The sequence below is a fragment of the bacterium genome, from assembly GCA_035380285.1.
Lineage (GTDB): Bacteria > Auribacterota > Erginobacteria > Erginobacterales > DAOSXE01 > DAOSXE01.
Genome location: DAOSXE010000010.1, coordinates 70,480 through 91,658, shown reverse-complemented (window position 1 = coordinate 91,658; position 21,179 = coordinate 70,480). Strand labels below are relative to the sequence as shown.

Annotated in this window: 25 protein-coding genes; 4 read left to right on the top strand and 21 right to left on the bottom strand. The window is 66.2% G+C overall.

The genetic code is table 11. The features are described from left to right. Window positions 1-7: 7 nt before the first annotated feature. The 4 genes from PLZ73_05460 to PLZ73_05445 all read left to right on the top strand — a co-directional run bounded on the left by PLZ73_05460 (window position 8) and on the right by PLZ73_05445 (window position 3,353). On the top strand, window positions 8-595 hold the full coding sequence (locus PLZ73_05460; protein HOO77319.1) for an outer membrane beta-barrel protein: 588 nt from the start codon (window positions 8-10) through the stop codon (window positions 593-595). Between the two features lie 137 nt (window positions 596-732). Continuing rightward, a complete protein-coding gene (locus tag PLZ73_05455; GenBank protein HOO77318.1) occupies window positions 733-1,068 on the top strand; it encodes a hypothetical protein in 336 nt (111 codons plus the stop codon). Beyond that, window positions 1,065-2,111 (top strand): bifunctional oligoribonuclease/PAP phosphatase NrnA, encoded by a 1,047-nt coding sequence (locus PLZ73_05450; protein HOO77317.1) that lies wholly within the window; start codon window positions 1,065-1,067, stop codon window positions 2,109-2,111. Before PLZ73_05455 ends, PLZ73_05450 begins: the two co-directional genes overlap by 4 nt. A gap of 27 nt (window positions 2,112-2,138) precedes the next feature. After that, entirely contained in the window at window positions 2,139-3,353 is a 1,215-nt protein-coding gene (locus PLZ73_05445) for a tetratricopeptide repeat protein (protein ID HOO77316.1), read from the top strand. A 5-nt stretch (window positions 3,354-3,358) separates the two neighbouring features. Here PLZ73_05445 and PLZ73_05440 read toward each other — a convergent pair whose 3' ends face one another. The 21 genes from PLZ73_05440 to PLZ73_05340 form a co-directional block, all read right to left on the bottom strand. Then, complete coding sequence (locus PLZ73_05440; protein HOO77315.1) at window positions 3,359-4,132, bottom strand: hypothetical protein; 774 nt, start codon at window positions 4,130-4,132, stop codon at window positions 3,359-3,361. Continuing rightward, window positions 4,122-5,585 carry a sodium:solute symporter gene (locus PLZ73_05435; GenBank protein ID HOO77314.1) on the bottom strand — a complete coding sequence of 488 codons (1,464 nt, stop codon included), beginning with the start codon at window positions 5,583-5,585 and terminating at the stop codon, window positions 4,122-4,124. The genes PLZ73_05440 and PLZ73_05435 overlap by 11 nt, the downstream gene beginning before the upstream one ends. Continuing rightward, entirely contained in the window at window positions 5,582-5,884 is a 303-nt protein-coding gene (locus PLZ73_05430) for a septum formation initiator family protein (protein ID HOO77313.1), read from the bottom strand. The genes PLZ73_05435 and PLZ73_05430 overlap by 4 nt, the downstream gene beginning before the upstream one ends. Before the next feature lie 48 nt (window positions 5,885-5,932). Continuing rightward, window positions 5,933-7,192 (bottom strand): phosphopyruvate hydratase, encoded by a 1,260-nt coding sequence (gene eno, locus PLZ73_05425; protein ID HOO77312.1) that lies wholly within the window; start codon window positions 7,190-7,192, stop codon window positions 5,933-5,935. A gap of 95 nt (window positions 7,193-7,287) precedes the next feature. Continuing rightward, on the bottom strand, window positions 7,288-8,445 hold the full coding sequence (locus PLZ73_05420) for a homoserine O-acetyltransferase (GenBank protein ID HOO77311.1): 1,158 nt from the start codon (window positions 8,443-8,445) through the stop codon (window positions 7,288-7,290). Beyond that, the gene (locus tag PLZ73_05415) at window positions 8,442-9,752 is read right to left on the bottom strand and encodes an O-acetylhomoserine aminocarboxypropyltransferase/cysteine synthase (GenBank protein ID HOO77310.1); all 1,311 of its coding nucleotides are present in this window, start codon (window positions 9,750-9,752) and stop codon (window positions 8,442-8,444) included. The genes PLZ73_05420 and PLZ73_05415 overlap by 4 nt, the downstream gene beginning before the upstream one ends. Before the next feature lie 16 nt (window positions 9,753-9,768). Next, window positions 9,769-10,404 carry an iron-sulfur cluster assembly scaffold protein gene (locus PLZ73_05410; protein HOO77309.1) on the bottom strand — a complete coding sequence of 212 codons (636 nt, stop codon included), beginning with the start codon at window positions 10,402-10,404 and terminating at the stop codon, window positions 9,769-9,771. Continuing rightward, window positions 10,401-11,591, bottom strand: a complete 1,191-nt coding sequence (locus tag PLZ73_05405) for a cysteine desulfurase family protein (protein ID HOO77308.1) — start codon at window positions 11,589-11,591, stop codon at window positions 10,401-10,403. Before PLZ73_05405 ends, PLZ73_05410 begins: the two co-directional genes overlap by 4 nt. 105 nt (window positions 11,592-11,696) lie before the next feature. Then, complete coding sequence (gene rsmI, locus PLZ73_05400) at window positions 11,697-12,578, bottom strand: 16S rRNA (cytidine(1402)-2'-O)-methyltransferase (GenBank protein HOO77307.1); 882 nt, start codon at window positions 12,576-12,578, stop codon at window positions 11,697-11,699. After that, window positions 12,565-13,020: an ATP synthase F1 subunit epsilon gene (gene atpC, locus PLZ73_05395; protein HOO77306.1), complete on the bottom strand. Its 456-nt coding sequence runs from the start codon at window positions 13,018-13,020 to the stop codon at window positions 12,565-12,567. The genes rsmI and atpC overlap by 14 nt, the downstream gene beginning before the upstream one ends. Window positions 13,021-13,025: 5 nt before the next feature. Further along, on the bottom strand, window positions 13,026-14,468 hold the full coding sequence (atpD, locus tag PLZ73_05390; protein HOO77305.1) for a F0F1 ATP synthase subunit beta: 1,443 nt from the start codon (window positions 14,466-14,468) through the stop codon (window positions 13,026-13,028). Window positions 14,469-14,501: 33 nt separating this feature from the next. Continuing rightward, on the bottom strand, window positions 14,502-15,359 hold the full coding sequence (atpG, locus tag PLZ73_05385) for an ATP synthase F1 subunit gamma (GenBank protein ID HOO77304.1): 858 nt from the start codon (window positions 15,357-15,359) through the stop codon (window positions 14,502-14,504). 5 nt (window positions 15,360-15,364) lie between these two features. Then, a complete protein-coding gene (gene atpA / locus PLZ73_05380) occupies window positions 15,365-16,960 on the bottom strand; it encodes a F0F1 ATP synthase subunit alpha (protein HOO77303.1) in 1,596 nt (531 codons plus the stop codon). Window positions 16,961-16,999: 39 nt separating this feature from the next. Beyond that, window positions 17,000-17,548 carry an ATP synthase F1 subunit delta gene (atpH, locus tag PLZ73_05375; protein HOO77302.1) on the bottom strand — a complete coding sequence of 183 codons (549 nt, stop codon included), beginning with the start codon at window positions 17,546-17,548 and terminating at the stop codon, window positions 17,000-17,002. Beyond that, complete coding sequence (gene atpF, locus PLZ73_05370; GenBank protein ID HOO77301.1) at window positions 17,541-18,029, bottom strand: F0F1 ATP synthase subunit B; 489 nt, start codon at window positions 18,027-18,029, stop codon at window positions 17,541-17,543. The genes atpH and atpF overlap by 8 nt, the downstream gene beginning before the upstream one ends. A 21-nt stretch (window positions 18,030-18,050) precedes the next feature. After that, complete coding sequence (gene atpE, locus PLZ73_05365) at window positions 18,051-18,308, bottom strand: ATP synthase F0 subunit C (protein ID HOO77300.1); 258 nt, start codon at window positions 18,306-18,308, stop codon at window positions 18,051-18,053. A 49-nt stretch (window positions 18,309-18,357) separates the two neighbouring features. Further along, window positions 18,358-18,846, bottom strand: coding sequence for an ATP synthase F0 subunit C (locus PLZ73_05360; GenBank protein ID HOO77299.1), 489 nt, complete (start codon window positions 18,844-18,846; stop codon window positions 18,358-18,360). Next, window positions 18,846-19,676, bottom strand: coding sequence for a F0F1 ATP synthase subunit A (gene atpB, locus PLZ73_05355; protein ID HOO77298.1), 831 nt, complete (start codon window positions 19,674-19,676; stop codon window positions 18,846-18,848). Before atpB ends, PLZ73_05360 begins: the two co-directional genes overlap by 1 nt. Beyond that, window positions 19,677-20,033, bottom strand: a complete 357-nt coding sequence (locus PLZ73_05350) for an ATP synthase subunit I (protein HOO77297.1) — start codon at window positions 20,031-20,033, stop codon at window positions 19,677-19,679. Window positions 20,034-20,037: 4 nt separating this feature from the next. Then, a complete protein-coding gene (locus PLZ73_05345; GenBank protein ID HOO77296.1) occupies window positions 20,038-20,253 on the bottom strand; it encodes an AtpZ/AtpI family protein in 216 nt (71 codons plus the stop codon). Further along, window positions 20,250-21,110 (bottom strand): ParB/RepB/Spo0J family partition protein, encoded by an 861-nt coding sequence (locus PLZ73_05340; GenBank protein ID HOO77295.1) that lies wholly within the window; start codon window positions 21,108-21,110, stop codon window positions 20,250-20,252. The genes PLZ73_05345 and PLZ73_05340 overlap by 4 nt, the downstream gene beginning before the upstream one ends. Window positions 21,111-21,179 lie beyond the last annotated feature (69 nt).

Below are 21,179 nucleotides of genomic sequence, written 5' to 3'. Positions count from 1 at the left end.
GGTCGACATGAGGACGATCATTGCCGGTATTTTCGCGCTGGCCGCGGTCTGCTTAGTGGCCGGTACGGCCGGCGCCCAGACGCCCAAAGTAGGCCTGGAAGCCCACGGCCTGTATGCCTTCAACTTCAACGACGACGATTTCGGCAGCGGGAACGAGCCCGACAACGTCTTCGGCGGCGGCGGGTCGCTGGTCTTCTGCCTGGGGAACTTCGTCAAGCTCGATCTCGGGGCCGATTACTTCAAGCCCGAGAGCAAGTTCTCCAGCGATATGAAATTCCAGTTCATCCCCGTGGCCGGAACCCTCCGGCTGGGGGGAACGGTCGCCGAGGTCCTGTACCTCTACGTCGGCGGCGGCGGGGGCTGGAGCTTCAACGAGTACGACGGTCCCGATGACGACGTCTTCGAACTCGAGGACAGCTTCACCTACCACGGCTGCGGCGGAGCCGAGCTCTTCCTGAGCCCGCAGATCGCGATCCGGGGCGAGTTCCGCTACGTCTGGATGCGCCCCGACTTAAAATTCAAGCCCTCGGGCGACAAGGAAGAGATCAAGTTCGACCACATGCAGGTCCGGGCCGGAGTGGCCTTCTACTTCTGAGTCCCGGTCGTTTCACCTCCAGAGCCGGCGCCTCCGGGCGCCGGCTCTCTTTTTTCTCCCGCCCTACCCTGCTATACTGGGTAGGCCGCCGGGGGCCCGGACCCGGGGCGGACGGACGGCGAAAAGAAGGGGCACGAATGACGAAGAAAAGCGGGGCGATGGTTCTGGGCGCAGCGGGGCTGGTCCTTCTCGGGATCGGCTGCGCCGGGGGCGGGGACGTGCGCCCCGGCGGCCGGGGGGCTCTGGAAGATCTGCGGGGCGGCATGTCCATCGAGGAAGCGGTCGCCGTCCTCGGCCTCCCCACCTCCCGGACCACGGTCCGCCCCGGCCGGGTCGCCGCCCCCGTGCACGAGCTGGTCTACATCGATTCCGTCGTCGATCCGGGCACGCTTTCCCTGGTCTTCGACCCCGGGCTGGCGGTCATCCGCGTCGACAACGCCGTCTGGCGCGACTTCCGGGAGGAACAGCGGTGACGGACCCGGAAATCGCTCCCATCGTCGAACTCATCGACCGGGCCGAGCGGATCGTGCTCACTTCCCACATCCAGCCGGACGGCGACGCGGTCGGATCGACCTTGGCCCTGCTGCGGGCCCTCAAGGCCGTAGGAAAAAAAACCTGGGCCATCATCCCCTCGCACATCCCCTACGGGCTCCGTTTCATCCTGGCCGGCGACAACGAAATCATCCGCTACGATCCCCGGCACGACGACCGGATCCTGGAGGAAGCCGACCTTTTCATCATGATCGACTGCGCCGGAGCCGACCGGGCCGGCAACCTGGGCGCTAAGATCGTCTCGCTGCCCCAGCCCCTGATCGTGGTCGACCACCACTCGACCAACCGCTTCTTCGGAACCCTCAACTACGTCATCCCCGGAGCCTCGTCCACCGGGGCGCTGATCATGAACATCCTCGACGCCCTGGAGGTGGAGCTGACCCTGGACCTCGCCCTCCCCCTCTACGTCGCCATCGTCACCGACACCGGGAACTTCAACTATCCGGGGACGACGCAGCGCACCCACGAAAAAGCCGGAAGGCTCCTGGCCGCCGGGGTCCAGCCCTACGAGGTTCACCGCAAGCTCGCGCTCGACCGCAGCAGCGCCTTCATGCGCCTGGCCGGGATCGCCCTGCTCACCGCCCAGGTGGGGTACGAGGGCAAGATCGCCTACTCGGTCATCCACCACGACCTCTACCGCCGCTTCACTCCGCGGCTGGACGAGCTCCCCGCGCTGCCGGTCTACCTCCTGACCGTGCGCGGGATCGAGGTGGGGATTCTCTTTCTCGAATACGAGCCGGGGAAAATTCTTATCGAACTCCGTTCCCAGGGCCTGGTCAACGTCGCCGAAGTGGCCAAGCTCCTGGGAGGGGGCGGCCATGCCGGCGCCGCCGGCGCCCGGGTCAGGGGGGAAGCGGCCGGAGTCATCTACCGGACCCTGACCGAGGTCGACGCCCGCCTGCGCCGGGCACGGGACCGGGAAAACAGCGAAGAACACCGGTCCGAGGTCTGGAGAAAAGCCTGAACCGATACCGAAGCCGGAGGAACTAACATGAAACGACTGTTGACCGCGGCGGCGCTCCTGCTCCCGGCGGCGGCGACCGTTTCCCGGGCCGATCTCGCCCACCCCACCCTCGTCGAAAGCTACTACCTGGGCAACTACTACCTGCAGGTGGGGCAGAAGGAAAAAGCCATCGAAACCTACCGGGCCGTGATCGACGGGAGCCCGGGATCGGCGCAATGCCAGCGGGCCTGGCTGATCGTCGGAGACGCCTACCTGGCCCTCCACCTGGAGCGGGAGAAAGCCTCCGGCGGAGACGACACGGGTTCCCGGAGCGGTTTTTTCGACAAGGCGGACGAGGCCTACCGCGCCGCCGCCGCCTACCCGGCCGTCGCCGCCGAGGCCAGGATCCGGCTGGGGAAACTCTACGCCTTTCACGCCCCCGGGGAGGAAGCGGCCGGACGCTCCTGGTTCCGGGAAGTCATCGATCATTACCCGGAAAAAGCGGGGGAGGCCGCCGTTCTCATGGGCCGCAGCTTTTCCGAAGCGGGGATCTGGGAACCGGCCGTGGCCGCCTGGCAGGAAGCGGTGGTGAAGCTCCCCGAAACCGCGGCGCTGGCCAAGCTTCTGCAGGCGCGGGGGATGTCCGCCCTGGAAGATCCCGCTTCCGCGATCGGCATCTACAGCGAGATCGTCGCTTCGTTCGGAATCGACGGCTTCTTCGACGATCAGTGCGGTTTCAAGGGCACGACCGTCGATCAAGCGCTGGAAGGTCTGATCGACGACGCCCTGTCCGAGGAAGATCCCGGGTTCGCCGCGGAAGTGACCGGCAACGTCATCCGCGCCCACCCGGCCACCAACGTGGCCATGCAGGCGCGGCTGCGCCGGGCGGAACTGCTGCACAAACAGGGAAAGACCGCGGAAGCGGTCGAAAGCCTGGACGGGATCGCCCTCAACTGGCCCGCCAGCGAATGGGCGGTGCGGGCGCTCTTCCGGGAAGCGGAGATGCTGGGGGGAAGCGTCGCTGTCCCCGTCTACGAACGTATCCGCCGGAACTGGCCGCGCAGCCGACACTGGGTCCGGGCCTCGCTGGCACTGGCGGCGGCGGCGTTCAAGGCCGGAGAGACGGAGAACGAGGCGGTCAACCGGGACCGTTACCGGGCCCAGGGAGCGGGGGCGCTGCGGGAGATCGTCTCCCGCTACCCGGGAACCCCCGAAGCGGCCGAAGCCGCCGAGGTTCTGAACCGCAACGGCTTCCAGCCCTAGCCGGCTCAGGGCTCCCGGGGGGGCTCGCCGCCCCCGAGGGCGCGCGCCAGCGCCCGCCAGGCGCCGGTGCCGAGAACGATCCCGAAACCGGATGGATCGCTCCCCCAGCGCTTGACCGCGATCGACCCGCCCCCGGCCCGGGCGGCCAGGGCGGCCATGGCTTCTTCGTCGCGGCCGTGGCCGATGATCAGGGGCCGGCGGTAGCCGCCCGCGGCCATCCGGGCTTCCAGCCACCGCTTCTTGTCGGCGGGTTCGAGCAGGCACTCCTCCCAGTCGGCGTCGGCGACCAGGCCGCGGCGGACGCGCAGGGGCGTGCCTTTCCACCCCGAGAAGATCGGCCCGGTGGGCCCGGCGACCGATCCGTACGCCCGGGCCACCGGTTCGATGGAGGCGGTCAGGAGGAAAACGGGCATCTCCAGCCGCCCCAGGGCGCTCCGCCAGGGCCCGGAGCGGCCGGGAAGGCCGGACGCCGCCGCTTCCACTTCCTCCAGGGGAAGCCCGGCCAGGACCCGGATAAACGCCTCCATCAGTTCCCGGTTCCCCGGCTTCCCCTTCCAGGGCCGGCGGAGGCGGGTAGCGACGATGAACCCCGCTCCCCCGATCAGGCGCGGAAGGTGCGCCCGCAGGGCCGGGGAAGTCCCCCGGAAGGCGCCGGCCAGCAGCTTCCGGCCCAGACGGGTCTGGGTGAAGCGGGGAACGAGACACTGATCGAGGTCGACGACCGCCAGGTCGCAGCGGGAAACCAGGGACCGGATCCGAGCTGCGGTCTCAGCGGGCATGGGCCGCCCGGGGCCGGAACACGCACCCGAAGACGAAGGTCCAGACGGTCCCGATCACCACGTACCAGGGCCAGGCCAGCATCACCCGATCGGGGAAAAAGTGCTCGTCCGCCGCCGCCAGGCCCGCGAGCAGGAGCACGCTGCTGACCATGGCCCAGAGGTTGAGGCGGTCGCTGCCCCCGCGGGTGAGAACGCCCAGCAGAAAGACCCCGAGCATGGCCCCGTAGGTGAAGCCGGTGACCTTGAACCCCAGCCAGAGCTTCCCGCCGGGGATATGGTTGAGGGCGAAGGCCGCGGCGATCAGGAGCAGGCAGAAGACCGCGACGAAGACCCGGGACGCCTTGAGGTAGTGCCGCTCGGTGGCGCCGGGGCGGATGAAGGGCCGGTATACGTCCATGATCGCGCTGGAGGAGAGGGCGTTGATGGCCGAATCCAGGCTGGACATGGCCGCGGCGAAGATGGAGGCGATCAACAGGCCCCGTACGCCGGGGGGAAGGACGGACGCGATATAATGGGGAAAGACCCGGTCGGGCCCTATTCCCGGGGGCAGCGCATGGCCGAGGACGGCGTAATAGGCGTAGAGGCAGGTGCCGAGAAACAGGTACACCAGGACCACCGGGAAATCGATGAACCCGGTCAGGATCAGGGCCCGCTGCCCTTCCCCCAGGCGGCGGCAGGTCAGCATCCTCTGGGTCAGGTCCTGATCGGTCCCCAGGGCGGCGAAGGTCTGGACGCAGCCGTTGACGAAGGCCACCAGGAAAACCGCCTGGTCGGAAAGGCTGAACCGGAAATCGAAGACCCGGAATTTTTCGGAAGGGATCAGCTCCCCCAGGCCCGCCCAGCCCCCGGGAAGGGCGGCCAGGAGGAACCCGATCGCGGTCAAGGCCCCTCCCATGAAGACCGCGAACTGGAGAACGTCGGTCCAGATCACGGCCTTGATCCCCCCCAGGAGGGTGTAGAGCAGGGCGCAGGCGGCGACCCCGACGACGATGAGCCCCAGGGGAAGGCCGCTGACCACCGCCAGGGCGATGGAGACGATCAGGAGCCTGACCCCGCTGGCCAGGAGCCGGGTCACGAAAAAAAACCCGGCGGCGGTCAGGCGGCTGCGGTTCCCGAACCGCTGTTCCAGGTACTGGTAGATGGAGGTAACCTTCCCCCCGTAGAACGCGGGGAGGAAGAGAAGCGAGATCAGCAGCCGGCCGGCCAGGGAACCGAACGCGAACTGAAGGTAGGTATAGTCCCCCCGGTAGGAATCTCCGGGAGCCCCGATGAAGGTAACCGCGCTGACCTCGGTGGCCAGGATGGAGAAAGTCACCGCCCACCAGGGCATCCGGCGCCCCCCCAGGAAAAAATCCTCGGTGTCGCGTTCGCGCCGCGACGCCAGGACCCCGATGACGCCCAGGGAAAGAAAATAGCCGCCCAGGACCAGGTAATCGGCGAGACCGAAGGTCACCGGGCGGTCTCCCCCTCCGGGACCGGGGTGGGTTCGAAGACGAAGATGATTTCGTTCTCCTTAACCAGGCCCAGTTTTTCCCGGGCCAGAAGTTCGAGACGCTCCGGGTCGGTCGCCAGTTCTTCCTTGCGGCGGACCAGTTCCACGTAGTAGCGGCGGCGGCGCAGTTCCTCTTCCCGGCCCTGTTCCTCCATCCGCTGGAGACGCCCCAGTTCTTTCCACTGCCGCACCAGCCGGGGGGCGAAAACGGCCAGAAGACCGGCCAGAAGCACGAGGAACGCTGTTTTCTGCCAATTCATCCTGCTCCGGCGGCGGAAGGATGCCGGCCGGCGGGGTGGACGGACCGGTCAGATGCCGTAGACCGCCCGATCCCCCAGCATCTCCTCGATCCTGAGCAACCGGTTGTACTTGGCGACCCGTTCGGACCGACAGGGAGCGCCGGTCTTGATCTGGCCGCAGTTGGTGGCCACCGCGATGTCGGCGATGTAGTTGTCCTCGGTTTCTCCGCTGCGGTGGCTGATGACCGAGGAATAGCCGGCGTTGCGCGCCATCTCGATGGCGTCCAGGGCCTCGGTCAGGGTCCCGATCTGGTTGACCTTGATCAGGATGGAATTCCCCACCCCTTCCCGGATTCCCCGCTCCAAGCGGCGGGTGTTGGTGACGAAGAGGTCGTCCCCCACCAGCTGCACCCGGGCCCCGAGAATATCGGTCAACTGTTTCCATCCCGTCCAATCGTCCTCGGCCAACCCGTCTTCTATGGAGTAGATCGGATATTTATCGACCCAGCCCGCATAGAAATCGACCATCTCTTCGGAGGTCAGGGAACGGTTCTCGGAGGCGAGAACGTAGGCGCCGTCCCGGTAAAATTCGCTGGCGGCCGGGTCCAGGCAGAGAAAGATATCGCGCCCGGCTTCGTAACCGGCCCGGGCCACTGCCTCCACGATGACCTCCATGGCCTCCTCGTTGGATTCGAGGCTGGGAGCGAACCCCCCCTCGTCCCCCACCCCCGTGGCCAGTCCCCGGTCGGAGAGCACCTTCTTCAGGGTGTGGAAAACTTCGGCCGCCATTCTCAAACCTTCGCGGAAGGTCGCGGCGCCCCGGGGCATGATCATGAACTCCTGCAGGTCGACGTTGTTGTCGGCATGGGAACCGCCGTTGAGGATATTGAGCATGGGGACGGGAAGCACCCGAGCGTCGTCGCCGCCCAGGTAACGGAACAAGGGAAGCCCTTTCTCCCAGGCGCAGGCTTTGGCGTAGGCCAGCGAGACACCGAGCAGGGCGTTGGCCCCCAGCTTGCTCTTGGTGGGCGTTCCATCCAGTTCGATCAACCGGTCGTCCAGCTCCCGCTGGCCGGAGAAGGACTTCCCCGTCAGGGCCGAGCCCAGGACGTTTTCGACGTTTGCGACCGCGGTGAGAACGCCTTTCCCCTGGTAGCGTCCCGGGTCCTTATCCCTCAGTTCCAGGGCCTCGTGCTCCCCGGTGGAAGCCCCGGAAGGCACCGAAGCTCTCCCGAAGGCGCCCGAACCCAGGCTGACGTCCACCTCGACGGTGGGGTTCCCCCGGGAATCGAGGATCTCCCGGGCCTTGATCGTGGTTATTTCGCTCACCGAAAACCTCCTTGATATTCACCGTGGCGGAAACGCTAGCACCTTACGTGCTCGAACCGGGAAATTCCAGATTTTTCGCAGACGGGCGGGACCGTTCACCATTTCCCCTGCAGGGCAAAGGAGAGGTGGGGGGTGAAGAGGCTCGGTTCCAGAAGAAAGGCGTCGTGACCCTTGGAAGAATGGACGGTGATGTGCTGGTAGGGGATGGCGGCCTTCCCCAATTCGGCGGCGAGCAGCGCCTGCTCTTCAGGGTAGAAACAGACGTCGGTGTCGATGCTGAAGATAAGGAAGCGCTGGCCGCGGCAGCGACGCACGGCCGCGGACGCATTCTTGGCACCGGCAGCGGCGGCCAGATCGTAATGCTGCCAGGCGGAAACGATCCGCAGGTAGGTGTTGGCGTCGAAGCGGCGAACGAAGGTCTTCCCCTGGTGCAGCATGTACGACTCCACCCGGTGCCCGATCCGGTAGCGGCGGATGTCCCGGGAGGGATGCGGGATCTCCCGCTTGGCCCGGCGGGAGAGCGTATCGAGCGAGACCAGGGTCTTGTGCGAAATCATCCGGGCCAGCGTCAGACCCTGCCTCGGCAGCGGTCCCCCGTAGTAGTCTCCTCCCCGGAAATTAGGGTCCTCCTCGATGGCATAGATCTGCTCCAGGTTGAGAATCCTCTGGAGAACCGGGACCCTCATTCCCGACGCCAGAACGACGATGGTCCGGGCCCGGGAGGGATAGCGGACGGCGAGGTTGAGGGCCAGCATCCCCCCCAGGGACCCCCCCACCGCGGCCTGGAGCGTCTGAATGCCCAGGTGGTCGAGCAGCCGGATCTGGGAATCGACGATGTCGGAAGCGCCGATCTCGGGAAAGGAACCGGCGTAGGGTTTGCCGGTGCGGGGGTTGAGGGAGCGCGGTCCCGTGGACCCGTAGCAACCGCCCAGGTAGTTGGCGCAGACCACGAAGAACTGCCTGGTGTCCAAGGCCTTCCCCGGCCCGATGAAACCGTTCCACCAGCCCGCGTGATTTTCTTTTCTCCAGAGCGGAGCCACTCCCGGGACCGAGGGGTTGAAACCGGCGGCGTGCTGGCTCCCGGAGAGGGCGTGAAAAAGAAGTATGGCGTTGTCCCGGCGGGGCGACAGTTCGCCGTAGGTCTCGTAAGCCAAGGTGACGGGCCCGAGCCGGCGCCCGTTTTGGAGAAGAAAACGCTTCCGGGGGGAATCGGCGAAGGTGAAGAACCGGGTGGAGACGGCGACGGATTTCATCTTCTCCCCGCCCGCGGGCGCACCGGTTTCAGAGCCCGATCCAGGTCCTCGATCAGATCGTCGATGTGTTCGATCCCCACCGAGAGCCGGATCAGATCGGGGCCGAGGCCCGACCGGGCCCGCTCGGCCGGACTGAGTTGGGCGTGGGTGGTCGAGGCCGGATGAATGGCCAGACTCTTGGCGTCGCCCACGTTGGCCAGGTGCGAAAAGAGACGGAGCCTATCGATGAACCGGGCTCCGGCCGCCGCCCCTCCCCTGATCCCGAAGACGACCACCCCCCCCGCCCCTCCGGCGAGGTATTTCCGGGCCAGGGCGTGGGAGGGATCGTCCTCCAGCCCCGGATAGCGGACCCAGGCCGCCCGGGGATGCGCCTGCAGGTAGCGGGCCACGGCCAGGGCGTTTTCGCAATGCCGGGCCATCCGCAGGGGCAGGGTCTCGATGCCCTGGAGGAAGATCCAGGCGTTGTCCGGGGAGATACAGGCTCCCAGGTTGCGCAGGGGCACCAGCCGCATCCTGACGATGAACGCCAGGGGGTTGAGCGCGCCCAGGTCGCGGGTGTACACTAGGCCGTGGTAGGAGGAGTCGGGCTCGGAGAGGAGGGGGAACTTCCCCGAGGTCCAGTCGAATTTCCCCGAGTCGACCACGATCCCCCCGATCCCGGCGCCGTGGCCCCCCAGCCATTTGGTCAGGGAGTGCACGACGATGTCGGCGCCCCGCTCCAGGGGCCGGGCGAGGACGGGGGTGGCGAAGGTGTTGTCGACGACCAGGGGAAGGCCACGGGAGTGGGCCGTCTCCGCCAGAACTTCCAGGTCGGCGACCTCCAGGCCGGGGTTGCCGATGGTTTCGCAATAAACGAGCTTGGTTTTCTTGGTGATCGCACGGGCGCAGCTCCGGGGATCGGACGGCTCGAAAAAACGGACCCTGATCCCCAGCTGCGGCAGGATGTCGTTGAACTGGGTGTAGGTGCCCCCGTAGAGGTTGCGGGCCGCGGCCACTTCGTCCCCGGCCCGGCAGATGTTGACGACCGTGTAGAACACGGCGCTGGTGCCCGAGGCCAGGGCCAGGGCGGCCGCGCCGCCCTCCAGGGCCGCCACCCGCCGCTCCAGAACGTCCTGGGTCGGGTTCATCAGGCGGCTGTAGATGTTTCCCGGTTGGCGCAGCGCGAAAAGGTCGGCCGCGTGGCGGGTGGAGCGGAACAGGTAGGAACTGGTCCGGTAGACGGGAACCGCCCGGGCCAAGGTGGCGGGGTCGGGTTCCTGCCCGGCGTGCAGGCAGGCGGTCTCGATCTTCGTCTTCTGCTTCTTCACGGTCGTTCCCCCGGGCTCAGCTTTCCCGGGACGGCTCGGCCGACGGGGAACCGCAGGAGAAGTGCTTGGCGAAATACAGCTGCAGCAGCCGCTCGGCGTCGTCCCGGCACTGGCCGCAAACGGTACCCAGCTTGGTTTTTTCCTGGAGCTGGACGTACGTCCTAACCCCCTCCAGGACCGCTTCCTCGATCTCGTGGTCCGTTACCTCCATGCACCGGCAGACCAGCCGGCTGGCTTCCTCGCGGACCTTTTCCGTCAACCCCCGGCGGCGGTAGTAATCGTTGATCGCCGCCCGCAGAGCCTTGTCCCCCAGGACCGAGCAGTGCACCTTCTGCTCCGGCAGGCCCCCGAGATCGCGGATGATATCCTGCGGAGAAACCGCGAACGCCTCGTCCAGGGTCATCCCCTTGATTTTCTCCGAGAGGATGGAGGTGCTGGCGATGGCGCTGGCGCAGCCGTAGGTTCTCCACCGGCAATCGGTGATGACCTCCTTTTCGGGATCGACCTTGATCAGCATGAGCATCTGGTCGCCGCATTTGGGGTTTCCCACCGTCCCCTCGCCGTCCGCCCGGAAACCCTCGGCGTCGTCGAAGATGTTGCGGGGGTTGATGAAGTGCTCCTTGACCACGGAGCTGTAGGCCCAATCGCTCATGATCCTCCTCCCGGGTAAGCCGTGGACATGCGCCGGATGCGCGCGATGACGGGGGGGAGCTTGGCCAGCACGTACTCCACGTCCTCGATTCCGTTCTCCCGCCCCAGGCTGAAGCGGATCGAGCCGTGGGCGGCCTCGGCCCCCAGGCCGATGGCCATGAGCACGTGGGACGGCTCCAGGGACCCCGAAGAACAGGCCGAGCCAGTCGAAACCGCGATCCCCTCCAGGTCGAGATACAGTAGGATGGCCTCCCCCTCCGCCCCCGGGAAGGAAACGTTCAGGGTCCCCGGAAGCGCGGCGACGGGGTGGCCGTTCCGGAAGACGTCGGGAACGGAGCGCTCGATCCCCGCCCAGAGCCGGTCCCTCAGTTCCCCCAGCCGGCGCGCGTCCTCTTCCCACTCCCGCGAGGCCGCCTTCACGGCCGCGCCCAGGCCGATGATTCCCAGTACGTTCTCGGTCCCGGCGCGGCGCCCCCGTTCCTGGTGGCCGCCCCGGATCATGGGACAGAACGGGACTCCGCTGCGGACGTACAGCGCCCCGACTCCCTTGGGTCCGTAGATCTTGTGCGCCGAAACGGTGAGGAAATCCACCCCCCAGGCGCCGACGTCGACCGGGATTTTCCCCACCGCCTGGACGGCATCGGTGTGGAAAAGCGCCCCCCGTCTGCGGGCGGCCGCGGCCAGGGCGGGAATATCCTGCAGGGTTCCGATCTCGTTGTTGGCCGCCATGATCGAAACCAGGCTGATGCGGCCGTCCTCCAGGAGCTCGTCCGCGGCCTCGGGGGAGACCACTCCGAAGCGGTCCACGCCGGCGATCCTGACCTCCACCCCCCGCGCCGCCAGGCATTTGGCGGTTTCCAGCACGCAGGGGTGCTCGATGGCGCTGGTGAGAATCCCCGGGTCGGAGGCTGCCGCCGGCGCGCACTCGGCGCACCGGCCCGCGGCGATATTGAGCACCGTGTTGTTGGCTTCGCTCCCGCTGCCCACGAAAATGATCTCTTCGGGCCGGGCCCCGATAAAAGCCGCCACCGTCGCCCGGGCCTCCTCGACCGCCTCGCGGGACCTGCGGCCGAGACCGTGGAGGCTGGAGGCGTTTCCGTACATCTCCAGCGCTTCGGCCATGGCCCGCTTCACCTCGGGGTGAAGGGGCGTGGTCGCGTTGTTGTCCATGTATACCTGTCGAACCATTTTTTCTGCTCCGCCGGCGACGGGACGGGACCCCGGGGCCGGGTTGGGAGTATAGCACACCCGCTCCGGAGGCGAAGAAAAAGGGACGCGGAGAGGAGCCCCGGTCTACCGGTCGGCGCCGGTTCCGTGAACGGCCCGGTAGATTTCCCCCTTGGGCGCACGGCGGCGGGCGGCCACCAGCTTGATCGCCTCCATCCGGGAGATGTTCATCGTTTTCACGAGCGAGGCCACTTCCCCGGCCGGGTCCGGGGACCCCGGGGCCGGCTCCCCTCCTCTTCCCCCCAGAATCAGGACCACTTCACCGCGCGGCCCCCCCTCCGGGACCCGGGCGAGCAGGTCGGAGATCGAACCGCGGACGAATTCCTCGAACCGCTTGGTCATCTCCCGGGCCAGAACGGCGGGGCGGTCGCCCAGGATCTCCCGAGCGTCCTCCAAAAAAGCCCGGACCCTCCGGGGCGACTCGAAGAAAACCAGGGTGCGCTCTTCGTTCGCCAGCCGGTACAGACGTTTGCGCCGGGCCGCGCGCCGCGCGGGGAGGAACCCCTCGAACGCGAAACGGTTCCCGGGCAGGCCCGATGCCGGCAGGGCGCTCATCAGGGCGGAGGGGCCGGGCACGGGAACCACGTCGATCCCGTTCTCGACGGCGGCGCGGACCAGCCGGAAACCGGGGTCGCTGAACCCCGGGGTCCCGGCTTCCGACACCAGGGCCAGGTCCTCCCCGCCGCGGAGGCGGCTCAGCAGTTCGCGGCGGCGAGCGGGCGGGGAGTGGTCGTGGTAGCTGATCAAGGGGGTGTCGAGGCCGAAACGGGCCAGGAGGCGCCGAGTGGTGCGGGTATCCTCGGCCGCTACCGCGGCCGCTTCCTTCAGCACCCGCAGAGCCCGGGGGGAGATATCCTCGAGGTTTCCGATCGGGGTGGCGACCAGATAGAGCCGCCCCCCTTTCTTTTCCTCGGGAACAACCGGGGCCGGCGGTTCAGCTCCGGGCATCGTCGCGGTCCCCGCCTTCTCTCCAGGTCGAGATCTTGAGGCGGATTTCCGAGCGTTTGAGCGCCCAGCGGGCCCGGAGCGTCTCCACCCCGCCCCCCTCGCCGTTCTTGAGGAAGGCCAGCATCCGCTCCCGGCTCTGGCGGGCCCGTTCGACATCGATTTCGGCCGAGGTCTCGGCGGACGTGGTCGTGACCGTGACTCCCTCCCGGTCCACCTCGAGAAAGCCCCCCGAAACCGCCCAGATCGTCTCCTGGAGGTGGCGGCCGGCTCCCTTGCGGATGCGCATTTCCTCGATCCGCAACGACGTCAGAAACCGGGTGTGGCCGGGAAGGATCTCCAGCTTCCCCCCGGCGCCCCAGGCCACGATCGAACTGATGTCGCCGTCGTCGAAGAGCACCCCCCGGGGGGAGACGATGCGCAGTTTCAGGGTCGCGGCGGTCACTTTTTTCAGTCCTTGAGCGTGGCGGCCTTTTCCATGACGTCCTCGACGTTCCCCACCATGTAGAACGCCTGCTCGGGGATCTCGTCGAGATCCCCGGCTACGATCTTCTCGAAACCTTCGATCGTGTCTTCGAGCTTGACGTACTTGCCCGGGGTCCCGGTGAACTGTTCGGCTACGAAGAAAGGCTGAGAAAAGAACCGCTGGATCTTGCGGGCCCGGGAGACCACGACCTTGTCCTCGTCCGAGAGTTCGTCCATCCCCAGGATGGCGATGATGTCCTGCAGTTCCTTGTTCTTCTGCAGAACCTTCTGCACCTCCCGGGCCACCGAATAGTGTTTTTCCCCCACGACGTTGGGGTCGAGAATCTGGGAGGTGGAGTCGAGGGGATCGACGGCGGGGTAGATGCCCATCTCCACGATCTTGCGGGAGAGAACCGTGGTGGCGTCGAGGTGGGAAAACGCGGTGGCCGGCGCCGGGTCGGTAAGATCGTCGGCGGGGACGTAGATGGCCTGAACCGAGGTGATGGACCCCTTGCGGGTGGAGGTGATCCTCTCCTGCAGCGCCCCCATCTCGGTGGCCAGGGTCGGCTGGTACCCGACCGCCGAGGGCATTCTCCCCAGCAGAGCCGAAACCTCGGAGCCGGCCTGGGTAAAGCGGAAGATGTTGTCGATGAAGAGGAGCACGTCCTGTCCCTCCTCGTCCCGGAAGTATTCGGCGGCGGTCAGGCCGGTCAGACCCACCCGGAGGCGCGCGCCCGGAGGCTCGGTCATCTGGCCGAAAATAAGCGCGGTCTTCTCCAGAACCCCGCTCTCCTGCATCTCCAGCCAGAGGTCGTTCCCCTCCCTGGTCCGTTCCCCCACCCCGGCGAAGACCGAGATGCCCCCGTGTTCCTGGGCGATGTTGCGGATCAATTCCATGATCAGCACGGTCTTGCCCACACCGGCCCCCCCGAAGAGGCCGGTCTTGCCCCCCTTGCTGTAGGGGGCGATCAGGTCGATGACCTTAAGACCCGTTTCGTACATTTCGGTCGAGGTCTCCTGGTCTTCCAGAACCGGCGCCGGCCGGTGGATGGGATAATATTTTTGGGCCTTGATCGGCCCCAATTCGTCGACCGGCTCGCCCAGCACGTTGATGACCCGGCCCAGGGTCCCCTTCCCCACCGGGATCTTGATCGGCGACCCGGTGTCGATCACTTCCATCCCCCGCTTGAGGCCGTCGGTCGGGCCCATGGAGACGCAGCGGAAGTGGTTATCGCCCAGGTGCATCGAGACTTCGACCACCAGGTGTTTTTCCCCTCCCGACCGTTCCTGGAGTTCGCGGGGCAGGGGGATTTCCAGGGCGGTGTTGATCGGGGGGATGACCCCGTCGTCGAAGGTGACGTCCACCACCGGACCCATGACGGCGGCAACGACGCCCTTGTGTTCTTTCTTCTCGTGTTTTTCGGCCATGTCTTTCTCCGTGTTCTTTCCCGGCGGCCGCGACTAGGTTCCGGTCGCCGTTCCTCCCACGATGTCGAGCAGCTCCAGGGTGATCGCCTCCTGGCGCGCCTTGTTGTAGGAAAGAGTAAGTTCGAAGATCAGTTCGTCGGCGTTGCTGGTCGCCAGTTCCATCGCCTTCATCCTGGCGAACTCTTCGGCGGCGGCGGCGTCGAGGAGAAGACCGTAGAGTTCGGTGTAGAGATAGTACTCGCAGATCCATTCGTAGATCGAACCGAACCCGGGTTCCAGAAGGTAGGCTTCGACCCGGCGCCGGACCGCCGGATCCGGGTCCGCGGGAGCGGCCAGGGGCAACAGCTGCCGAAGGCGGATACCGCGGCTGCGGTCGAGAGCGAACCGGTCGCTGACCGCCACCACCCGGTCGACCGAACCGTCGAGAAATTTCCCGCGGGCCAGGTCGCCGATGACCCGCGCCCGCTCGGCGACGCTTTCCGGGAGCGCCGCCTCGACCAGGTCGGCGCCCTGGTTGCGGAAATACTTCCGGTTGGACGAACCCAGCGCCAGCAGCTTCGACGGACCGGGCTCTCGTTCCAGGTAGGCCTCGGCGGCGCGGCGCACTCCATGGTTATAGGAGCCGCAGAGACCGCGCTCCGCCGTAACCGCGATCAGGAGCGTCCCGGCGGCGCCGCTGCGGGCGGCCATGAGGGGAAATTCCCGGATGTCGGCCGCCGAGCTGAATCGGTCGAAGAGGGAACCGATTCTTCCCCGGAAATCCTCGAACCGCCGCTGGGCCGTCTGGTGCTTGCGCAGCTTGGCCACGGAGACCAGTTTCATGGCGGCCGTGATCTTCTGGATCTGGCGGACGCTGCGGATCCGGGTCTTGATGTCCCTGAGGGTCGCCACCGTACTCAGCCGGCCTCCGTCTCTTCCCCGCCGGCGCCTTCCCCGGCCGCCTCGGAAGCCGCTTCCGCCTCCCTGCTTTCACCGGGCCTGACCGAGGGCACGAAGGTTTTCTTGAACTCCTCGATCGAGGACTTGAGCCGGCCGGTGAGGGCATCGTCGAGGTCCTGTTTGGCCGCGATATCCGCGCCCAGTTCCGGGTCGCGGTCGGCCGCGAAGTCGAGATACTCGGCGGCGAACCGGAGGCAGTCCGCCACGGGAATATCGTCGAGGAAACCGTTGATCCCGGCGAAGAGGACCATCACCTGATGGTCCACCGGCATGGGCCGGTATTGGGGTTGTTTGAGCAGCTCGGTCATTCTCCTCCCCCGCTCGATCTGGCGGCGGGTGGAAGCGTCCATATCGGTTCCGAACTGGGCGAAGGCCGCCAGTTCCCGATACTGGGCCAGTTCCAACCGCAGGTGCCCGGCCACCCGTTTCATGGCCTTGATCTGAGCGTTGCCCCCCACCCGCGAAACCGAAAGGCCGACGTCGATGGCCGGCCGCTGGCCGGCGTAAAAGAGGTCGTTGTCGAGGTAGATCTGGCCGTCGGTGATGGAGATGACGTTGGTGGGAATGTAGGCGGAGACGTCGCCGGCCTGGGTCTCGATGATGGGAAGAGCCGTCAGGCTGCCCCCGCCGTGTTCGTCGTCCCACTTGGCCGCCCGTTCCAACAGGCGCGAATGCAGGTAAAAAACGTCCCCGGGGTAAGCCTCGCGCCCCGGGGGACGGCGGAGGATCAGGGAGATCTGACGGTACGCCACCGCGTGCTTGCTGAGATCGTCGTAGACGACCAGGGCGTGACGGCCGTGATCGCGGAAATACTCCCCCATGGCGCACCCCGCGTACGGGGCCAGGTACTGGAGCGGGGCCGGATCGCTGGCGGTGGCCGAAACCACGATCGTGTAATCCATGGCTCCGTACTTTTCGAAGAGTTTGATCACCCGGGCCACGGTCGACCGTTTCTGCCCCACGGCCACGTAGATGCAGACGACGCCGGTTCCCTTCTGGTTGAGGATGGTATCCAGGGCGATGGCCGTCTTCCCGGTCTGCCGGTCGCCGATGATCAGCTCCCGCTGTCCCCGCCCGATCGGAACCATGGAGTCGACGGCCTTGAGCCCGGTCTGCAGCGGCTCTTTCACCGGCTGCCGGACGACCACTCCCGGTGCCAGACGCTCCACCGGGTTGCGGGATTTGGTCTCGATCTCCCCCTTCCCGTCGAGGGGAGCGCCGAGAGCGTTGACGACCCGGCCCAGAAGCGCGTCGCCGACCGGCACCTCCACCACCTGGCCCGTGGTCTTGACTTCCTCTCCCTCGGAGACGGATTCGTCCGCGCCCAGGACCACGACTCCGACGTTGTCCTCGTTGAGGTTCATGACCATGCCGTAGACTCCGCCGCTGAAGCGGACCAGCTCGCCGGCCATCGCCTCTTCCAACCCGAAGATGGTGGCGACGCCGTCGCCGACTTCGACCACGGTGCCCACGTCGCGGACTTCCAGGACGTCGCGGAAAGACGCTATCTGCTTTTCGATGATCGCCGTTATTTCATCCGGATTTATTGCCATGGTTCCCTCTGTTCTCTCTTGTCCGCGCCGGGAGCCGCGTCAGCGTTCCCGGCATAACATTCGTTCCTCGAGGCGCTTCAGGCGCCCGGACAGGCTGCAGTCGAAAACCTTGCCCCCGGCGCGCACCACCAGCCCCGCCAGGAGGCCGGGGACGAGCCGATACTCGATTCTCGGCTCCCGGTCGAGGCGGCGTTTCACGGCCGTTTCCAACCGGGATTTCTCGGTTTCGTTCAAGGCTTCCGCCGTCTCCACGGTGACGTCGACGCGGCGGCGGCTTTCGTCTTCCAGGACCCGGTATTCCCGGGATGCCGCCGCCAGTACCGCCGTCCGGCGGCGCTTGACCGCCAGCCTGAAGATCCCCGCCACCGGTCCCGGGAGCCGCAGCGCCGAGGCGACGGCTTCGACCGCCGCCGTCTTCCGGGCCGGGGGCACCGTCGGCGCGGCCAGAAACAGCCGGAAATCCGGGTTCCCGGCGACGACGGCGGCCAGGCGCTGCAGGGCCGACCCGCACTCCTCCACCGCCTTTTCCCCGCGGGCGACGTTGAAAAGCGCCTGGGCGTAGATACGGCCCGAGGAATCCTCAGCCATGAGTTTTCTCCAGTTCTCGGATCGATTCCTCGACGAAATGCCGCTGGTCCTTGCCCGTCAACTCCCGGCCCAAGAGCCGCCCGGCCGCGGCGATGGAAATCCCCACCGCGTCCTCCTGCAGGCGCCGACGGACGTTGCGCTCCTCCAGCTCGATATTCTGGCGGGCCCGGTCCTGGATGCCGCGGGCCTCGTCCTGGGCCTGGGCGAGGATCCGGGCTCTTTCCTTGTCCCCCCTGGTCCTGGCCTCGGCCAGCAGGCCCCGGGCTTCGTCTTCCGCCGCGTCCAGGCGCCGCCGGTATTCGCCCAGGGTCCGTTCGGCCTCCTGTTTCACGCCCTCGGCTTCTTCCAGGGTGTCGCCGATCTCCCGGCGGCGGCGGTCCATGAAGGCGAGGATCGGGCGGTAGGCCAGCACGGTCATCAGGAAGAGGAGTATCCCGAAGTTAATCCACTGGAAAACGATTGTGGCGCTGATATCGACCATGGTCTGCCCCGGCGCCCGACGTCAGCTCTTGACCACGAAGAGCAGGAGGATGGCGATGAAGAGGGAATAGATCCCCGTGGATTCGGAGACGGCCTGGCCGATGAGCATGGTCCGGGTGATGAGGCTGGCGTTCTCCGGCTCCCGGGCGACTCCCTCGCAGGCCTTTCCGGCCGCGAAGCCTTCCCCCACCCCCGGGCCGATCGCGCCGAAGCCCATACAGATGCCCGCCCCCAAGAGGGCGGCGACCCTGATCAATTCCTGTCCCGTTATTTCCGTCATGGTTGACCTCCTGGTTGATGTTCCCGTTCGTCGTCCCGATCGCCGGAGCCTAGCCTCCGACCACGAAAATCAAAAGCATGGCCACGAACAGCGCGTAAATGGCGGTCGACTGGGAAACCGCCTGGCCGATGAGCATGGTCCGCATGATCAAAGCGTTGTTTTCGGGGATCACCCCCACCCCTTCGCAGGCGCTCCCCGCGGCCAGGCCCGCCCCGATACCGGGGCCCAGCGCCCCCACTCCCATGCAGATGCCGGCGGCCAGAAAACCGCCGACCTGAACGATGCCGGCCGCCTGGGGGTTGGTCATGGCCAGGACGATGGCGATGAAGAGAGCGAAGATGCCCGCCGATTCGGCCACGGCCATGCCCACCAGCATCAGCCTGACCACCTCGTCCGAAGCCCGGGGCTGGCGGGCGATGGCCTGAACGGCCTTGAAGGCGCTGTACCCCTCCCCCACCGCCGCCCCGATCGCGCCCAGGCCCATGCAGAGAGCGGCGCCGGCGACCGCGGCGATCTGACTGAGGGCCGCCAGGTCCATCAGTCGCCCACCTTGACCGCGATATACGTCATGGCCAGCATGGCGAAAACGAAAGCTTGGACCAGCCCCACGAACAGCCCGAACCAGAGCGTGAGGAACAGGCTCAGGGGCGGCAGCTGTTTGCTGAGCTGGTTGATGACCAGGATCAGGACCGCTCCCCCCATGACGTTGCCGTAAAGACGGATGGAGTGGGAGAGGGTTTTGCCGATCTCGCCCACGACGTTGATGACGAGAAAAAACGGCGAGAGCGGCCCGACGGGTTCGACGTATTCGAGCAGGTATTTTTTCCAGCCCTTATAGCGGATCCCGGAGACGTGGGCGACGAAGAAACAGATCACCCCCAACCCCAGGCAGGTGTTGAGGTCGCGGGTCGGCTCCTCCAGGCCGGGGACGACGCCGATCCAGTTGGAGATGAAGACGAAGATGAAGATGGTGGCGACGAAGGGGACGTACTTCCTTCCCAGTTGAGGGCCCATCGAATCCGCGCAGATCTGATCGAAAAAACCCACGAACATCTCGAAGAGCAGCTGCAGGCGCCCCGGGACCCGGCGCGGGCGGCGGGTGGCGGAGAAACCGAAGAAAAGAATCAGGCCCATGATCGCCCAGGTCATGACCATGGTGACGATATTGAGACCGCCCGGGAGCTCGATTCCGAAGATCGAGCGCCATTTGGCCGGCGCTTCCCCGATCCCGGAGACATCGGTGCCGATGAGGGGAGCCTTGACAATTCCCAGCGCCGGGCCCAGCGGGGTCGCCGCCGCCAGCCAGACCAGGAGCAGAACGGCGATTCCGCTCCACAGACCGTATTTTTGCGCCTTGGTCAGCTTCACTCAGGCCCTCCTCCAGGCCGCGGCAATGACCGAAACCGGTATCAGGGCGATCCCGGCCAGAAGCCAGACCGGGCGCACCGCCGGAACCGTACTCACCAGGGCCAAGGCCGCGATCAGAAACAGATATCGGAAAAACAGCCCTCGGAGTACGGCCTGGCGCACCCGTTCCTTATGCATGGTCAGGGATTTTATGATTTGGCGGTTCATCATGGCAAGATATATGTAGGCGAGCACGACCCCGGCCAGAAAACTGAAGGCCGGGTCGGGCCCCAGGCCGAACCAGAGCAGGACGAAACCGGCCGCGCCGGCCGCCAGGCAAACCCGCCCCGATTTCCCGCTTACCTGAAGCCCCGGCACCGCCCTACCCGATCTTTTCCATTAAAATCCGGTAAGCCTGATAAAGCCCGGCCGCCAGGCCCAGGACCACCCCCGCAACCCGGCAGAGCGAAGCCAGGCCCACCAGGCGCGAGGCGACCATGCCCAACCCCAGGCCCAAAGCCAGGCAGATCACCACCACCAGCCCGACCTGGGTGACCAGCGAAAAATTCTCAATAATCGGCTTCCAATCGCTATTCATAATTTTAAACTATTTTCAATAATAGTATATATCCTTTCTAGGTCGTTCCATGAATAATACTCGATCTCGATCCTGCCGCTTTGTTTCCCGCCCGGTTTGATCGTAACCTTGGTCTTGAGGGCGTCGCGCAGTCGGCTTTCCGCCTCGGCCACATGGGGATCCGGCGGCGGGGTTGCCCGGCGGCGACGAGGTCCGGATGCCCGGCCTTTGCGGTCGGCCACCAGCTTTTCCAGGGTTCTGACCGGAATCCCCTCGGCGACGACGCGGCGGGCCAGTCGCAGGCGGTCTCCGGGATCTTCAACCCCCAGCAAGGTTCGGGCTTGGCCGAAGTTAAGGCGCCCGTTTCTCACCAAGGCCGCGATCTCCTCTTCCAGCTCCAACAACCGCAGGGTGTTGGCCACCGTCGACCGGTCCTTACCCACTTTCCGGGCGACTTCCTCCTGGCTCAAGCCGAAATCGGAGCACAGCCGTCGATAGCTCTCGGCCTGCTCGAGGGGGTTGAGATCGCTGCGCTGGATATTTTCGATCAGCGCCAGTTCCAGATAGTCCTGGTCGGTCTCGACCTCCCGAACCAGCACCGGAACCAGATCGAGGCCCAGTTCGAGGGCTGCCCGCAAACGGCGCTCCCCGGCGATAAGCCGGTATCCCTCGGGAGTGCGCGAAACCAGCAAAGGTTGCAGGATTCCCTTTTCTCGGATCGAATCCTGAAGTTCGGTCAAGGTCTGTGGATCGAACCGATCGCGGGGTTGATAACTGTTGCGTTCGATCCGGTCCGGCGGAATGTGCGTTACCGGCCCGCTGACCCGATCAAGTTGTTTCTCTCCGATCAGGGCATTCAATCCCCGGCCAAGCGCCATGGTCTTCTCCTTCGAAACGGGGTTGTGAAGTTTCTTCAGCGGCGGCTCCCGCCTCGAAATGCCGCCGGT

Coding starts and splice junctions, on each gene's coding strand:
- atpF (HOO77301.1), bottom strand. CDS start 18,029: ATGGTCGATATCAGCGCCACAATCGTTTTCCAGTGGATTAACTTCGGG.
- PLZ73_05445 (HOO77316.1), top strand. CDS start 2,139: ATGAAACGACTGTTGACCGCGGCGGCGCTCCTGCTCCCGGCGGCGGCG.
- atpH (HOO77302.1), bottom strand. CDS start 17,548: ATGGCTGAGGATTCCTCGGGCCGTATCTACGCCCAGGCGCTTTTCAAC.
- PLZ73_05420 (HOO77311.1), bottom strand. CDS start 8,445: ATGAAATCCGTCGCCGTCTCCACCCGGTTCTTCACCTTCGCCGATTCC.
- PLZ73_05455 (HOO77318.1), top strand. CDS start 733: ATGACGAAGAAAAGCGGGGCGATGGTTCTGGGCGCAGCGGGGCTGGTC.
- PLZ73_05345 (HOO77296.1), bottom strand. CDS start 20,253: ATGAATAGCGATTGGAAGCCGATTATTGAGAATTTTTCGCTGGTCACC.
- atpA (HOO77303.1), bottom strand. CDS start 16,960: ATGGCAATAAATCCGGATGAAATAACGGCGATCATCGAAAAGCAGATA.
- rsmI (HOO77307.1), bottom strand. CDS start 12,578: ATGCCCGGAGCTGAACCGCCGGCCCCGGTTGTTCCCGAGGAAAAGAAA.
- PLZ73_05340 (HOO77295.1), bottom strand. CDS start 21,110: ATGGCGCTTGGCCGGGGATTGAATGCCCTGATCGGAGAGAAACAACTT.
- PLZ73_05440 (HOO77315.1), bottom strand. CDS start 4,132: ATGCCCGCTGAGACCGCAGCTCGGATCCGGTCCCTGGTTTCCCGCTGC.
- PLZ73_05410 (HOO77309.1), bottom strand. CDS start 10,404: ATGAGCGATTGGGCCTACAGCTCCGTGGTCAAGGAGCACTTCATCAAC.
- PLZ73_05460 (HOO77319.1), top strand. CDS start 8: ATGAGGACGATCATTGCCGGTATTTTCGCGCTGGCCGCGGTCTGCTTA.
- PLZ73_05405 (HOO77308.1), bottom strand. CDS start 11,591: ATGGTTCGACAGGTATACATGGACAACAACGCGACCACGCCCCTTCAC.
- PLZ73_05430 (HOO77313.1), bottom strand. CDS start 5,884: ATGAATTGGCAGAAAACAGCGTTCCTCGTGCTTCTGGCCGGTCTTCTG.
- atpD (HOO77305.1), bottom strand. CDS start 14,468: ATGGCCGAAAAACACGAGAAGAAAGAACACAAGGGCGTCGTTGCCGCC.
- atpE (HOO77300.1), bottom strand. CDS start 18,308: ATGACGGAAATAACGGGACAGGAATTGATCAGGGTCGCCGCCCTCTTG.
- PLZ73_05360 (HOO77299.1), bottom strand. CDS start 18,846: ATGGACCTGGCGGCCCTCAGTCAGATCGCCGCGGTCGCCGGCGCCGCT.